Here is a 14,831-nt window from a genome sequence, read left to right as displayed (position 1 = left end):
AGGCGCCGCATCGCCGGTCAAGCCGCCGCTGGGTGCGCGTCCGTTGCTCCGGAGTCGGCGCCAAGATCGCGCTCGATCTGTTCGAGCGAACGGCCGCTGGTCTCCGGAACCCGCCAGAGGAAGAACGCAGTGGCAACGACGCCGAAGCCGGTGTACAGCCAGAAGGTGGCCGGCCGGCCGATCGCGCTGACCAGCGAGAGGAAGTAATAGGAGACGAAGAAGTTCGCCGTCCAGTTGACGACCGTGCAGACGGCCATCGCGCGGCTTCGCAGCTGCAACGGGAAGATCTCCGCGATCATCAGCCAGAACACCGGCCCGAGCCCGATCGCGAAACTCGCGATGAAGATCACGAGGGCAACCACGGCCAGCCACGAGGCGTCGCTTTGCAGCGTCGTCGATTTGAAGAACGCGCCGAGCAGGGCCAGCGCGAACGTCAGCCCCACCGTCCCGACGATCAGCAGCTTGCGCCGGCCGACGCGATCGAGGAGCAGGATCGCCACGATCGTGAACACGACGTTCGTGATACCGACCGACAGGGCTTCGGTGATCGACTGGTTCGCGGTGAGGCCGGTGTACTTGAGGATCGTCGGGGCGTAGTACACCACCGTGTTGACGCCGACCACCTGCTGGAAGAACGCGAGCCCCAGGCCGACGATGAGCATCGGGCGCACCCGACTGCTGAACAACGCAGAGTAGGAACCCGACTCCTCGGTCGAGACGACATCCGAGACCTCCTTGACCTCCTTGTCGACGTCATCGCGACCGCCACGCGTCCGGTCGAGCACCTCCCGGGCATCGCCCTCGCGGTCGGCCTGGATCAGCCAGCGTGGAGTGTGCGGGACCAGGAGCATGCCGATCGTGAGCGCGATGCCGGGAAGCGCGCCGAGCGCGAGCATCCAGCGCCAGTTGTCGGTCGTGCCCTTGAACAGGTAGTCGACGATGTAGGCGAGCAGAATGCCGCTCGTGATCATCAACTGGTTGAACGACACGGTGCCGCCGCGAAGCTTTGGCGGAACGTGTTCCGAGATGTAGAGCGGCCCGACGAACGACGCGCATCCAACCGCAAGACCCAGCACCGATCGGGCCGCGATCAACGAGCCCGACCCTTGCGCGAGCCCCGACCACAACGCGGCGCCGATGTAGACGACGCCGGCGCCGATGATCGTGAACTTGCGGCTGAAGCGGTCAGCGAGGTAGCCGCCGGCGGCAGCGCCGACGCACGCGCCGATCAGCAATGCCCCGACGTACCAGGCCTGTACGCCGGTCGACGCGTGAAAGTCCTTGGAGATGTAGAGCTGCGCCCCGGAGATCACGCCGGTGTCGAAGCCGAACAGGAGGCCGGCCAACGCGGCAAGCGCAGCGATCCCCGACACCGCACGGTTACGCCCCCGAAGTGCCTCCGACGCGAAGCTTGCCATCGGCCTGATCCTTTCGACCCGGGCGCACGGTGCGCCGCGTGAAGGAGCGTTCCCCTTTGGCCGGCCGTTTACGCAGCGGCGCTGTCGACCAGGCTTCCGCCGCGCCGCAAACCGGTGAGGCCGAGCCGGCGCAGGTCACAGGTGAACCGTAAAGCGAGCCTCCTGTGCGGCCGATTTATCTATGGAGCAGACGGATTCCCGCTGGTTGCGGGCTTTCGTCCGATCGAACCTTCGGTACTACGCGCGTTCCGAGGGAAGGGTGGAACGTCATGGGCTCCGATCTGACTGCCGCGATCGGTCAGACCATCGATCCGTTGCGCCTCATGCAGCGCGTGACGGACCGCACCGTCGAGCTCATCGATGCTGCCGATGCCGTGATGGTCGGTCTCGCCGATGCGCTCGGGATCTGTTACGTCGTCGGGACCGGTCAGCAGCTTGCCCATCTCGGCACCCGGGTGGGACTCGACACCAGCTTGAGCGGGCTGGCAATCCAGTCCGGTCAGGTCGAGCGGGCCGACGACACCGAAACCGACCCGCGGGTCGACCGCGAGGCGTGCCGGCGGTTGGGCGTCGCGTCCCTGGTTTGCGTACCGCTTCGCCGCGGTCAGGACAGCATCGGCGTACTCGCGGTCAACGCGCACCGGCCGTACGCCTTCAACGAAGGCGACGTCGCGACGCTCACCCAGCTGGCCGACTTCATCAGCGTCGTCGTCGGCTCGGCATGCGACCTGTCGAGGGTGAAGTCTCAGCTGCTCCGGATGAGTCAGGGAACGCTGGACGCTGCGCACCTCGGAGGCCTAGGCGCGGCTTCCGCGCAGGCCGCGACCCGCTACATGGTGAGCGTGCTGAATCCGGACACGCTCGACCAGGTCGACTCCGGGGACCGGATACGTTCCGTCATCGACGACCCGGACATGCTGTCGGTCGTGTTCCAGCCGATCTTCGACCTGCAGACCAATCAGGTCAGCGCGGTTGAGGCCTTGGCTCGGTTCGAGGTTGCGCCGTACCGCGCTCCTAACATCTGGTTCGACGACGCGGCCCGACTCGGGCTGGGCGTCGAGCTCGAGCTGCTCGCGGCGGCGAAGGCGGTCAGCTATATCGACCGGCTGCCGGAAGGCGTCGATCTGACCATCAACGCAGGACCAGAGGCGGTGCTCTCCGGTCGGCTTCGCAAGCTGCTTGTGCCGTCGTCCCGAATCGTGCTCGAGCTCACCGAACACACGATGGTTGACGACTACCCCCGGTTGATCTCGGCCTTGCAGTCGATGCGCCAGGCCGGCATCCGGGTATCCATCGACGACACCGGCGCGGGCTACTCGAGCCTGACCCACATCCTTCGGCTCGCCCCTGACTTCATCAAGCTCGACCGCGACCTCGTGACGGGGATCGACGTCGATCCGGTACGTCGTGCCCTGGCCGCATCGTTGGTGACGTTCGCATGCGGCACGGGTGCGCAGATCATCGCCGAAGGCGTCGAGGACCAGGCCGAGCTGGACACGCTGCGCAACCTCGGCGTGCACTTCGCCCAGGGCTACCACCTCGGCCATCCGGCACCGATCGGCGCGCTTGCCATGCGCCACGCGCCGTCCTCGAAGCTGCACGTGCTCGACGGCACAACTGCCTGATCGGAACCCGGTCAGGAGCGGGGGACCGGCCCGGCTGACGCGAACCGGGCGGCTGAGTACCGTCAGCGGTATGGGACCGATGAAGTTCCATCCATGGCGGCTGATGATCAGCCTGGCGTTCCTGGCCGGTGCCTTCGGGCTGACCGTGCTCGCGATCATGTTTGCGCCCGGGGTTCTGGTGAAGATTCTCGTGGTCGCATTCATCTCGAGCCTGTTCATCGCTCTGATCGTCTGCCCGCAATGGGTGATGCAGGGAGATCCGGCGCCGCCTCGGCCGCGTGGAGGTGGAGTTCCGCTCGACAGTGGCGAACCCACCGACCTCGGTGCGCGTCGACGCGCTCGTCAGCGTGAGCAACAGCCGGGTAGCAACGACCTGGCCGCGCGAACGATCGGCACGGTCGCGACCGCCTGACCGCGCACGCCAACGGTGCATGGGGCGTGGACGTAGCCGCCCGCTCGGACCAGACTGCCAGGCGTCTGGCTGTCGGATGAAGGTCCGGGGTGAGTGTCGTGGCGACCGTGTTGATCATCGAGGACGAGCGCAAGCTGCGCGACGTGCTGCGCGGTTATCTCGAGCGCGAGGGCTGGTCGGTGCTCTCCGCCGGAACCGGCGCCGAAGGCCTCTCTCTCGCGGCTTCGGCCGACCCCGACCTGATCGTCCTCGACCTCGGGCTGCCGGACATCAGCGGCGAGTCCGTCGCGGAAGAGGTACGCCGGACCGGTTCGGTGCCCATCGTCATGTTGACCGCGCGGGCCGAGGAACGCGACCGCATCCGCGGCTTCGAGTTGGGCGCCGACGACTACGTGACGAAGCCCTTCAGTCCTCGCGAGCTGGTGCTTCGGGTGCGCGCGATGCTTCGCCGCACCGGCCGCCCGGTCGGGCCCGGAGACGGGCACAGCTATGGCAACGGCGAGATCGTGATCGACGTACCAACACGACAGGTGCACATCGCCGGCCGGCTGGTCGAGCTGACCCCGACGGAGTGGACGATTCTGCTCGCGCTGACCGGCTCACCCGGCCGGGTCTACTCGCGGGGGGAGCTGGTCAATCGCGCACGCGGTGGAGAGTTCCTCGGCGCGGAGCGCAGTGTCGACTCACACATCAAGAACCTGCGCCGCAAGATCGAACGCGACCCGCGCAGCCCGACCGCTGTCCTGACCGTGCTCGGGGGCGGCTATCGCTTCGGGTTGACCCGCGATGTCTAGCCGGGTCGGCCTGCCGATCTGGCAGCGACTGACGATCACCTGTGTCACCGTCGCGCTCATCGCGGTGGCGATCGTCGCGGCGCTGTCCGCCGCGCTTGCCGAGCGCTACATCGACGTGCTGGTCCACCAGCGCCAGGATGACCTGACCCACTCGCTGCTCACCGCGGCCAAGTCGACGTACGCGACCGGCAAGCCGGGCTGGTTCGACGCCGACCTGCGGCCGGCGCTCAACCTCGCCGCGCAGAGCGGCACCGACGTGGCAGTGCTCGACAACCGTGGTGATGTCGTGGCATCGACGTTCGCCGACCCGGCCGGTGCGCCCGGCACGCAGCACCAGCCGATCGTCCAAGGTTCGCGCACGATCGGGACGCTCTACATCCGGTTCAACGGCCACGGTCTCGTGCAGTCCGCCGACGACCTGCGCCGGTCGTTGCTGTACGCCGAGCTGTTCTCGGCCGCAATCGCGGCGCTGGTCGCGGTGGCCGCCGCCGTGGTCGTCTCGCGCCGGGTGAGCACGCCGGTCCATCAGCTGACGGCCGCGGCCGGTGCGATGTCGCGAGGCAATCGTGGGGTTCGGTTGGGCGAGATGCCGGGCGCACCCAGCGACCTCCAGGAGCTGGCGACCACGTTCGACGGGATGGCGGACACGCTGGCGCGCCAGGAGCAGCTCCGCCGTGACCTGGTCGCCGACGTCGCGCATGAGCTGCGGACACCGGTCGCGGTCCTGCAGGCGAACTGCGAAGCGCTGCTCGACGGTGTGGTGGCACATACGCCTGAGCAGACGGCGTCGCTGCACGAGGAAACCGTGCGGCTCGCGTCGATGGTCGAGGACCTGCAAGCGCTGGCAAGCGCCGAAGCCGCAGCACTGCAGCTGTCGCACACGCGCTGCGATCTCGGCGAGATCGTCGGGGCCGCCACGAACGCGATGTCCCTGCACGCGCAGGCCGTCGACGTCACGCTGACGCGGGAGCTCGAACCCGTGCCGATCGACGGCGACTGCGTACGGATTCACCAGGTCACCACGAACCTGCTGTCCAACGCGCTGAAGTTCACGCCGCCGGGCGGATCGGTGCACGTGCGCGTGTGTGTGCAAGGCGACCAGGGCCTGCTGGTCGTGAGCGACACCGGCATCGGCATCGCGCCCGAGGACCTGCCGCACGTCCGCAGCCGGTTCTGGCGCAGCCCGGCCCACACCTCGACCCCGGGCACGGGGATCGGGCTCGCCATCGTGTCCGAGCTCGTGGCAGCACACGGCGGCACGCTGGACATCGCGAGCCACCCCGGCGCCGGCACCCGGGTCACGGTGTCGTTGCCGCTCCCCGAAGGCTGACGTCGTCGTCCGCGACTGCCTGACGTCGTACGTCGATGTGTGCAGACCAAGATCAACTCGCCGAGCGTGGCCTGCACACCCTCTCCGCACGTCTTCCACCGGTTCTGCACAGGCATTGGGTTTGCTTGGCGGAGCTCTACAGGAAGCGGCGGCAATGTGGGTCTGGGTCGTGCTCGCGGGACTGGCGTGCGGCGTGATGGCGGTCGCGGTCGTCGCCGTCCGATCCCGAGGGGTGGACCTGGCGTGCGGCCGGCTTCCGGGCGAAGACCCGGACCGGCGTCACGGCGGTCGGGCGGTGTGTGCGCGGGATCGGGCCGGTCGTCTGGCCCTGCGCCGGCGTACCTGCCTGACCGGCCTCGCGTGCCGGCTCCGGGGCCCCTCCCTCGACCGGAAGCTGGCCGCAGGACGAGCCCCGGAGTCCAGCCGTCTGCTCGCCGCGCGCGCCGAGCTGATCGCCTCGCCCGAAGGGTGCCGAGCGCTGGCCGAGGACTGGCAGCGGGCGGTGCAGTGGCCGCGACACCCGGGTGCGCTCTACACCGCGCGGCCCGGGGTGTGCCGCCGGCAGGTCGATCGGGCCGGTCCGGAGCTCGCTGACCTGCTGGAATGCCTGCTCGCGCCCGGCCCGAAGGCGGCGCAGGGCATCGCGGTCGCCGGGTTACTGCTCACCGACGGCACCGGTCCGTTGTACGACGGTCGCGGCGAGGCCGACCTCGCGACCGTGCTGCGTCGGGCTCGTCGGCAGATGGACCCTCAGCTGGCGCTGACGGACTGGAGCTGACCCCGCGATCGGCCGCTTGCCACACCGTCTCCACCGCGTGACCACCCGGTTGCCACGCGCCGGGTGCAGCCTCCGTATGACGGGTTCGCGGATCGAGAGGGGTTAGCAGGTGCGCTGGCGCAAGGGTGATCAGTCCGCGAGCACGATCGCCGAGGAGGCGGCAGCCGACCTGGCGGACAGCGACGGCCAGGACCCCACCGTCGGCGAGCCGGCCGCCGCGGAGCGCCGCTGCGCCCGCTGCGAGCGGATGATCTCCGGTCGCCAGGAGGCGCGGCGCACGGCCACCGGCGACTGGGTCCATCTGGCCTGCTGAGCGCGTGCCGGCGGCGAGCTGTCGGTCTGCGGTCATCGCTCGGATGGGCAGATCCGGACACCACGGTGCAAGCCGGATGCCAGACTCTGAGGGTGCCTACTCGATCGTCGACCGCGAACTGGGCGATGGGCGAGCGCCTGGTCCTCGACATCGGGGTCGACGCGGTGCGAGTAGGGCGCCGCTATGTCGAACGTCAGGTCCGTGAATACGGCTTAGGGGAGCTGGCCGCGGACGCCGAGCTGGTCGCGGCTGAGCTGCTGGCCAATGCGCGGCAGCACGGCGCCCCGCCGATCGCCGTCCGCGTCGGCACCGATGGTTCCGCGATCCGCATCGAGGTCGACGATGCGAGCGGGCGCGGGCCGGTGCGCACTCTCCCGAGCACGTCGAACATGACCGGTCGCGGCCTCGCCCTCGTGGCTGCACTGTGCGATCGATGGGGGGTCGGTCCGGCGCCCGCCGAGGGAAAGTCGGTGTGGTGCGAGCTTCGTCCGCACGCCAACGGGTCGCAGGTGCGCAACCGCGCGCTGGCCCGGGCTGGGTTCGTCGACGAGACGGCCGACCAGCGGCCGGCGGACACGACGTACACGGTCGAGCTCGGCGATGTCCCTACCGCCCTGCTGCTCGAGGCCAAGGCACACATCGACAACCTGGTCCGCGAGTTCTCGCTGGCCGCGACGTCACAGGCGAGCGGGGTCCACGCGCTCCCAGAGCACCTGGTCGAGCTGATCGAGACCGTCACCCACGAGTTCGACGACGCGCGGGCCGAGATCAAGCGCCAGGCCATCGCGGCGGCCGAGCGCGGTGACGAGCGCACGCACCTGGTGCTGCACCTGCCGGCTTCTGCCGCCGACGCCGGAGTCGCCTATCTGGCCGCGCTCGACCAGGCTGATGAGTACGCCCGTGCGTCCCGGTTGCTCACCCTCGCCGCGCCCGCCGATCACCGGCTCTTCCGGCACTGGTACGTCGAGAGCCTGATCAACCAGCTCCGTTCCCTTGCGGCCGGTACGCCGGCCCGGCCGGCGCGGCCGTTCGAGAGCGTGCTGCTCGAGGAGGTTCGGCGGTTGAGCGCCGCGCAACGCATCGGCGATCGGGCTGCGCGGCTGCATCGGGTCACTGCGGCGCTGGCCCGCGCGCGCACGCCGGAGGACGTCGGCAACGTCGTCGTCTCCGAGGGCGTCGCCGTGCTCGGCGCCTACGGTGGTGCGCTGATCACGGTGGCGGATGACGGTAAGCACCTGTCGGTGCCCGGTGTGGTCGGGTACCAGCAACGCATCGTTGGCCTGATCGGCGAGGAGACCGTCGACGACCCGCTGCCGGCCGCTACCGCCGTGCGGACCGGCGACGCGATGTGGATCGAGTCCCCGCACGAGCGCGACGAGCGCTTCCCGCAGCTCACCGGGCTCGAAGCCGACACCGTCGCGATGTGTGCGGTTCCACTGATCGTCGCCGACCACATCCTGGGTGCGCTGCGGTTCAGCTTCGACTCGCCGAAGCTGTTCGACCGTGACGAGCGCTCGTTCGTATTGGCGCTGGCGGCCTACACCGCGCAGACCTTGCTGCGCACGGAGCTCTATCAAGCCGAGCGGGAGGCAGCGTTACAGCTGCAGCGCGCGCTGCTGCCGGACCGCGTGGTCGACGTGCCCGGGTGGCTGGTGGCGGCGCACTACAGCCCGGCCGGCCAGAACGAGGCCGGCGGCGACTTCTACGACCTGATTCCGCTCCCCGACGGGCGGTTCGTCGCGGTCGTCGGCGACGTGATGGGCAGAGGGCTCGAGGCCGCAGCCGCGATGGGTCAGGTTCGTACGACGATCCGGGCGTATGCGGTCGACGATCCCGACCCGGTCCGCGTGTTCGGACGGGTTGCGGGCTACTTCGAGGCACTCGACGTGCCCCAGCTCGTGACCGTGCTCTACCTGCTCATCGACCCCGCGGAGGGCACGGTCGACGTTGCGAACGCCGGCCATCTCCCGCCGATCCTCGTGAGCGAGGGCGGCGCCGAGATCGTGGAGGTCGGTGTCGACCTGCCGTTCGGGGTCGGCGGACTCGACTGGTCGGCTTCCCGGCTGGTCGTCGCGCCCGGCAGCGAGCTGATCGCCTTCACCGATGGGCTGGTCGAGCGCCGGGGTGAGGACATCGACCTCGGCATCGCGCGGGTGGTGGCCGCGGTCACCAGGTCGACCGCGCGGACGCCGGCGGCCCGCGTGCGCGAGCTGGTCGACCTGGTCCTCACCGATGACGCACATGACGACGACGTGACGGCGCTCGCGTTGCGGCGGCTGCCCACGACGACCGCCCAAGGAGCAGCCGCCGGCCACTGACGTCGAACCGCGACTCAGCTGCGGTGCTGGTCTGGCTGGCGCTCGAGAAGGGTCGGGATCGGCGGGCCGAAGCCGAACCGGTAGTAGAGGCTGGGAGCGTCGGTCGAGTGCAGCAGCCAGCGAAACGATGCGCCCGGACCGCCGTCGACGATCTCGTGCACCACCCATTTGCCCAGCCCGCGGCCACGATGGTCGTGGACGACGAAGACATCGGCGAGGTACGCGATCGACAGCCCGTCGGACACCGCGCGGGCGAACCCGACCTGGGCGCCGGTCGCGGAGTCGTAGCAGCCGACCACCCGCCAGGCGGTGCACACCTGGGTCTCGACGTCGGCCCTGGACCGCCAGCGCGCCCAGTAGGCATGTTCGGACAAGAAGCGCCACACCACGTCGAGGTCGACCCGTTCGACGTCGTCGTCGACCTCGTACCCGGCGCAGATGTACGGCGAGTCCACGCGCGACATCGTGCCAGTCGCCGCCCGGCGACGGCGACCGGCCTCGCCGGTGCTCGGCGTGCTTAGATCCGGCGGAAGTCCTGGCGCGCAAGCCGCGGCGCCCGGCGCGGCGGCAACGCTCCGGGAGTGAGCTCGAGCAACCGGACCACCCGGAACCGGTGTGGCCGCCACGGTTCGTAGAACGCCTCGACCTCATCCTCGTCGAGCCGGCGACCGGCAAGCGCCCACCCGGTCATGGCCGCCAGGTGGAAGTCGCCGATCGGCAGCGCGTCGGCGTCGCCGAGGGCACGGTGGCCGACCTGCGCCGCGGTCCACGGCCCGACTCCGGTGATGTCTCGGAGCATTCGATAGACCAGGTCGCGTCCCCCTGCGGCCGCTGCCCGGTCCAGCCGGTCGGCCTCCCGCGCACAGGACTGCGCGACCCGAGCCCGGCGGATCTCGACCCCGGCTCGATGCCACTCCCACACCGGGATGCCAGCCCACTGCGCCGCCGTCGGCGGCACCCGCATCCCGGCCGGCGCCGGGCCGGGAGCGGGATCGCCGTACCTGGCCACCAGCCGTCGCCAGGCCGCGGCGGCGTCGAGCCCGATGACCTTCTGCTCCAGGATCGCTGGAATCAGCGCCTCGAGGATTCGGCCGCTTGCCGGGATCCGCAAGCCGCCGAACCGGGCGTGCGCTGCCGCGAGCAACGGATGCCCGGGCTCGAAGTCGGCGGGGTCGTCGTCCGCGCCGAGCAGTTGCGGCAGCCCGCCGACCAGCTCCGCCGCACCCGGTCCCCACGCGTGTGCCGTGATCTCGCCGCGGTGTGGTTGCTCGATCCGGTAGGTCACGGGACCGGTCGCCATTCGGGAGGTTCGCCAGACCGCGCCGTCCGGCAGCTCCCGGTGGCACGGGTCGCCGCGATGATGCGCGAGCAAGGACACCGTGAGCCGGGCGTCGACAGCCTGCGAGGGCCGCCACACGGTGTGCGCGTCGGCCCGGTCCGGTTGAGGCGCGGTTTGCCGCGGGACCGGACCGGCCGGATCCGGTCGGATCGCGGCCGACGCAGCCGCAGGAGCACTCCGAGGCATCGGCCCAGCCTGCCATCCGCAGCCGACCCGCGGCGCGTCATGGGTAGCGTCGTGGGACTGTGTCGCGCGACAACGCGGCGGCAGCCGATGGCGGCGACGGGGGAGGGCGAGCACGCTGAGCACCGACCGGCCGGACGGCGTCGACCCGGACCTCGGACTCAACGCCACCCGCTCGCCGTACGACGCGGCGGCAACCGCGCCGTGGTGGGACGAGGCGGAGCGGCCGAGGCACACCGTCGATCCGCCGCCGGCCGGCTACACCGAGACCGGCCGCATGGTCGGCCGGCACCTGATCGACATCCATGACCACCTGCGCGGCGAGCTGGCCGAGCTGCGCGAGCTCGTCTCGCGGCTCGCCGCCGGCACGGCCGATCCAGCGGCAGCGCGCGGGGCGATTGCCCGGATGACCATTCGTTCCAACAACTGGACCGTCGGCGCCTACTGCGCGTCGTACTGCCGAGTGGTGACCGGGCATCACACGCTCGAGGACCAGGCGGTGTTCCCGCATCTGCGGCGCAGCGAGCCCGCCCTCGCGCCGGTGCTCGACCGGCTGGCGTCGGAACACGTGGTGATCCACGGTGTGCTCGAGGAGCTGGATCGGGCGTTCGTGACGTTCATCGCCGATCCTGGCGACTTCCGGGTGATCGAGGACGCGATGGATGCCCTCGAATGCACGCTGCTGTCGCACCTGTCCTACGAGGAGTCGCAGCTGCTCGAGCCGTTGGCCCGGCTGGGCTTCTACCCCGACCAGGTGGGCTGAACGGGCCAGTCTGGACCGGCCGGATGGGCTAGTGGTACCGTTTCCACGCCCACCACAGAGCGCGGTTGCCGATCTCCAGCGTCCGCTTGCCGGGTGCTGGCGTCTTCTCCGAGGTGCCATGGCTGTCGGGTTTGCCTTCACATCACGCGCGGCTGAGCTGCTGAACCTGGTCATCGAGCGGCTGGCCGCCGAGTTCCCGTCGATGCCGCGCGGGCAGATCGAGCGCTGCGTCGGGGTCGCCCGCGACTCCGCGAACGCCAGCGCGAGCGACCTCACCGCCTACGCGAACATCGTCGAGGCGCTGGCCCGCAACTACCTCGAGACCTTGCAGGCGGTTCGCGGGAAAGCCTGACGCAGGCCCGGCGTGCGCACGGATTTCCCCCGTCGAGTGCCAGACTGAGTCGCGTGAACGAGTTGCCGCCGGAAGTTGCCGAGCAGGCACAGCGCCGGTTACGCGCCGCCCGCGCCCTCGACATGCGCAACAACCGGTACGGCGCCGCCTCCTCCTACATCGCGTGGGCGCTGGAAATCCTGCTCGGCTTTGATGCGCTCGACACCGCCGTCAGCCTTGCCGACGGCGCGACTGTCGAGGCGCTCGTCGCCGGGCACCTTCCGGTCGCGCAGGACGATCTCGAGCGGCTGCGCGGGGAGGTCCGGTCGACGATCGCCGGCGTCGAGGCGGCGAGTGATCCGGCGCCCCGCGCAATCGAGGCCGCGACCCAGATCCGGTCCGCGATGGAGCTGATCGAGAAGGCCGTGGGCGCCGGCTGACCGACGTCGGAGCGTCGGCCCGAGCCCGGCCCGCGTCGCGTGGGCCACACTTGAGGGATGGCTGCCCAGGCGGACGTCGCGCGCGCAACCGCCTTGCTGCGGGCCGCGGGGCAGCGCGTGACCAAGCCGAGGGTTGCCTTGCTCGCCTGCGTGATCGCCGCCGACGGGCGGCACCTGTCCGCCGACGCGCTGCTCGAGCAGGTCGCGGACAGTGACCCGCCGATCCACCGGGCGACGGTCTACCGCACGCTCGAAGGGCTGACTGCAGCCGGTGTCCTGCGCCACGTCCACCTCGACCGCGGGCTCACGGCGTACCACCTCACGACTCCGCGATCGACCAACCACGGTCGGCCCGAGCACCTGCATGCTCAGTGCTCTCAGTGCGGGTCGATCACCGACCTGCCGGCACACGTTCTCGGCGACACCGCGATGCGGATCCGCAAGGTCAGCGGCTTCCGGCTGGACGCCACCCACGTGGCGCTGTCCGGCCGCTGCCGCAACTGCTCCGGCTAGTAGAGCGCTGTCACTCGACTGGGTGAATCGGGGACACGCCTGTCGAGTAAGTTGACATTCTCAAGTGGGTTACCTAAGAATACTCCCCGTGCCGCGTCTGGAGGTGCTCGTCGAGCGCCGGTACGTCGACTTCAAGCGGCTCTGCGGGTATCTGTGTCGCCCCGGTTGCGCCGACCGCGCTGCCTGACCGGCAGCCGGCGTCGCTCGGCACCAACCAGGCGGTTCGTCGCCGGTGGGCCGAACCCTCTCGACTCTTCCTGCTCGTTCTGACGACCCATGAAAGGGAACGCTCTAGTGAGAACCAAGACAAAGGCCAAGATCGGTCTCGCCGCGCTCGGAGCGTCCGTGCTGGCGCTCGGCGCGACGCTCCCGGCGTACGCCGACTACCAGCCGAGCGCCTCCGACATCGTCGGAGTCGGCGGCGACACACCGCAGTTCGACCTCCAGTTCGGCGCGGATGGCGACACTCTCGGCGACCTGGGCTTCAACTCCACCGGTGCTTTCAACCGGCTGGTGACCTTCGACGCGACGGCTGACGGCAATGCCCGGCAGGCCTACGCGCAAGGCAGCACGGAGACGGCGCCGGTCCCGCTGAACCCGACCGACGTCCTGCGGGCCGGCACCAGCCCGGTCCAACGGATCTCCAGCAGCGGCGCGGCGCTCACCGCGTTGCTGGCCGACACCTCGACCCCGGAGAAGATCAACTTCATCTTCACCGCCAGCCTGCCGACGGCCGCGCAGCAGAGCCAGGCGGCCACCAACGGGTGGGGGTACCTGCACGTGGTCGAGATCGGCACCGACTCCGTGCAGATCGCGGCGGACACGACGACCAACGCGCCGACCGGCCTCTCGATCAACGAGTTGCTCAGCATCTACACCGGTCAGGTCACGAAGTGGAACCAGCTGCCCGGTAACTCCAGCGGCTCCTCGGACACGATCATTCCGCTGATTCCGCCGTCCAGTTCCTCCATCTACAAAACCTTCATCGCGGACCTTACGACCGCGAACGGCAACACCAAGCCGACGCTCGCCGCATCCGTCCAGACGGTCGAGCAGAACGATCCGACCGCTGTCACCGGCGCGACGACGCCAGCGGATGCGATCGTGCCGTTCTCGAGTGCCCGGTTGAACCTCTACAAGAGCGGCTACTTCCACAACCCCAGCACCGCGTTCCCCGGGGGTTCGGCGCTCAGCCCCGGCATCTCGCTGCTCAGCGGGACTCCGGGCGACGGCAACTCGGCGTATGCCTCGCCGGTCGACCACTACGTGATCTTCCGGCAGAGCGACGCGACGTCCTCCGCTCCGATGGAGCCTGGTGGTTCCCGCAACTGGGTGCAGACCTTGTTCTCGAACCAGAGCGCGCCGAGCAGCCCCTTCTTCGCGAAGGGCACCGGCCAAGCGTTGATCGCCGCCGCGGGGACCACCCCCGTGTACAACGACCTCGGGGACAGGTCCTCCGGCTGACCGATCCGCTCCCCGGCGGGCGCCGCCCGCGCTGCGCCCGCCGGGGAGGTGCACCCCCCACCACCTGAGCTCACGACCCGCGACGGGTGGCTCAATGCTGCCTATAACTTGACTTAACCGATTGGGATGATACAGATGAAACGACTCTTGACCTCGGTCGCCGCAGTGGCGGTGGCCACGGTTGCCGCCGGCGGGCTGGTGGTGGGTTCCGCCGGCAGCGCTGCCGCCACCGGCGGCGCGCCGCCCTGGGAGCCGGACAGCGGCTCCGTCGGCAGCCTGACCTTCTACGACGCCGCCGGCACCCCGGTCACCGGCGGCAGTATCAACGACGCGCCGATCGCGGCGTACGTGCAGGGCTCGACCCAGATCCGCTCCGGGGACACGAAGGCGACGCTGCTGGGCTACACACCGGTCAGCGGGCAGGTGCCCGGCCAGTGGAGCGGCGAGGCACTGAGCTCGTCGACGGTCTACCCGAACACCAACGCGCCGGCGCCGCTGAACTCCTCGTCCCTGCCGCTCGTCACGGGGTCGGGCGGTGATGAGAGCCTGGCGACCTACATCGCGGACTTCCCGAACACCGACACGTCGACGACCGACGGCTACGCCGGTCTGTACCAGTTGCGGCTGAAGACGTCCGTCGCCGGGCAGAGCCCGACGACCAGCTACGACTCGGTGGACATCCAGGTCACCGGAAGCTCCTGGTCGGTCGTCTACCCGGCTCCGGTTGCGACACCGACGACCACGACTCTGGGCACGAGCCCGACCAGCCCGCAGGAGGCCGGCACCCCGGTGACGCTGACGGCGACGGTG

Annotated in this window: 16 protein-coding genes; 13 read left to right on the top strand and 3 right to left on the bottom strand. The window is 70.0% G+C overall.

Annotated elements, in window-relative coordinates; translation table 11 throughout:
• Positions 1-17: 17 nt before the first annotated feature.
• Entirely contained in the window at positions 18-1,418 is a 1,401-nt protein-coding gene (locus VME70_09935) for a sugar porter family MFS transporter (GenBank protein ID HTW20516.1), read from the bottom strand.
• Positions 1,419-1,687: 269 nt separating this feature from the next.
• Here VME70_09935 and VME70_09930 point away from each other — a divergent pair, with 269 nt between their 5' ends.
• From VME70_09930 to VME70_09900, 7 genes are all read left to right on the top strand, one after another.
• Entirely contained in the window at positions 1,688-3,043 is a 1,356-nt protein-coding gene (locus VME70_09930) for an EAL domain-containing protein (GenBank protein HTW20515.1), read from the top strand.
• A 70-nt stretch (positions 3,044-3,113) separates the two neighbouring features.
• Positions 3,114-3,455: a hypothetical protein gene (locus VME70_09925; GenBank protein HTW20514.1), complete on the top strand. Its 342-nt coding sequence runs from the start codon at positions 3,114-3,116 to the stop codon at positions 3,453-3,455.
• A gap of 98 nt (positions 3,456-3,553) precedes the next feature.
• The gene (locus tag VME70_09920; protein HTW20513.1) at positions 3,554-4,249 is read left to right on the top strand and encodes a response regulator transcription factor; all 696 of its coding nucleotides are present in this window, start codon (positions 3,554-3,556) and stop codon (positions 4,247-4,249) included.
• Positions 4,242-5,579 carry a HAMP domain-containing sensor histidine kinase gene (locus tag VME70_09915; GenBank protein ID HTW20512.1) on the top strand — a complete coding sequence of 446 codons (1,338 nt, stop codon included), beginning with the start codon at positions 4,242-4,244 and terminating at the stop codon, positions 5,577-5,579. Before VME70_09920 ends, VME70_09915 begins: the two co-directional genes overlap by 8 nt.
• 154 nt (positions 5,580-5,733) lie before the next feature.
• Positions 5,734-6,357 carry a hypothetical protein gene (locus VME70_09910; protein ID HTW20511.1) on the top strand — a complete coding sequence of 208 codons (624 nt, stop codon included), beginning with the start codon at positions 5,734-5,736 and terminating at the stop codon, positions 6,355-6,357.
• Between the two features lie 109 nt (positions 6,358-6,466).
• Positions 6,467-6,670 (top strand): hypothetical protein, encoded by a 204-nt coding sequence (locus tag VME70_09905; GenBank protein HTW20510.1) that lies wholly within the window; start codon positions 6,467-6,469, stop codon positions 6,668-6,670.
• A 92-nt stretch (positions 6,671-6,762) separates the two neighbouring features.
• On the top strand, positions 6,763-8,988 hold the full coding sequence (locus tag VME70_09900) for a SpoIIE family protein phosphatase (GenBank protein ID HTW20509.1): 2,226 nt from the start codon (positions 6,763-6,765) through the stop codon (positions 8,986-8,988).
• A gap of 14 nt (positions 8,989-9,002) precedes the next feature.
• On the opposite strand, the gene VME70_09895 is transcribed toward VME70_09900, so the two are convergent.
• Both VME70_09895 and VME70_09890 read right to left on the bottom strand, forming a co-directional pair.
• On the bottom strand, positions 9,003-9,443 hold the full coding sequence (locus tag VME70_09895; GenBank protein HTW20508.1) for a GNAT family N-acetyltransferase: 441 nt from the start codon (positions 9,441-9,443) through the stop codon (positions 9,003-9,005).
• A gap of 62 nt (positions 9,444-9,505) precedes the next feature.
• Complete coding sequence (locus VME70_09890; GenBank protein HTW20507.1) at positions 9,506-10,513, bottom strand: DNA-3-methyladenine glycosylase 2 family protein; 1,008 nt, start codon at positions 10,511-10,513, stop codon at positions 9,506-9,508.
• Between the two features lie 274 nt (positions 10,514-10,787).
• On the opposite strand from VME70_09890, the gene VME70_09885 reads away from it, so the two are divergent.
• The 6 genes from VME70_09885 to VME70_09860 all read left to right on the top strand — a co-directional run.
• Positions 10,788-11,273, top strand: coding sequence for a hemerythrin domain-containing protein (locus VME70_09885; protein HTW20506.1), 486 nt, complete (start codon positions 10,788-10,790; stop codon positions 11,271-11,273).
• A gap of 118 nt (positions 11,274-11,391) precedes the next feature.
• On the top strand, positions 11,392-11,625 hold the full coding sequence (locus tag VME70_09880) for a hypothetical protein (GenBank protein ID HTW20505.1): 234 nt from the start codon (positions 11,392-11,394) through the stop codon (positions 11,623-11,625).
• Positions 11,626-11,678: 53 nt separating this feature from the next.
• Complete coding sequence (locus tag VME70_09875) at positions 11,679-12,044, top strand: hypothetical protein (GenBank protein ID HTW20504.1); 366 nt, start codon at positions 11,679-11,681, stop codon at positions 12,042-12,044.
• A 57-nt stretch (positions 12,045-12,101) separates the two neighbouring features.
• The gene (locus VME70_09870; GenBank protein HTW20503.1) at positions 12,102-12,557 is read left to right on the top strand and encodes a Fur family transcriptional regulator; all 456 of its coding nucleotides are present in this window, start codon (positions 12,102-12,104) and stop codon (positions 12,555-12,557) included.
• Between the two features lie 294 nt (positions 12,558-12,851).
• Complete coding sequence (locus tag VME70_09865; protein ID HTW20502.1) at positions 12,852-14,021, top strand: substrate-binding domain-containing protein; 1,170 nt, start codon at positions 12,852-12,854, stop codon at positions 14,019-14,021.
• A gap of 135 nt (positions 14,022-14,156) precedes the next feature.
• On the top strand, positions 14,157-14,831 hold a 675-nt coding region (locus tag VME70_09860; GenBank protein HTW20501.1), incomplete at its 3' end, for a hypothetical protein.

This window comes from Mycobacteriales bacterium, from assembly GCA_035504215.1.
Taxonomy (GTDB): domain Bacteria; phylum Actinomycetota; class Actinomycetes; order JAFAQI01; family JAFAQI01; genus DATAUK01.
This window is presented reverse-complemented; position numbering and strand designations above follow the sequence as displayed.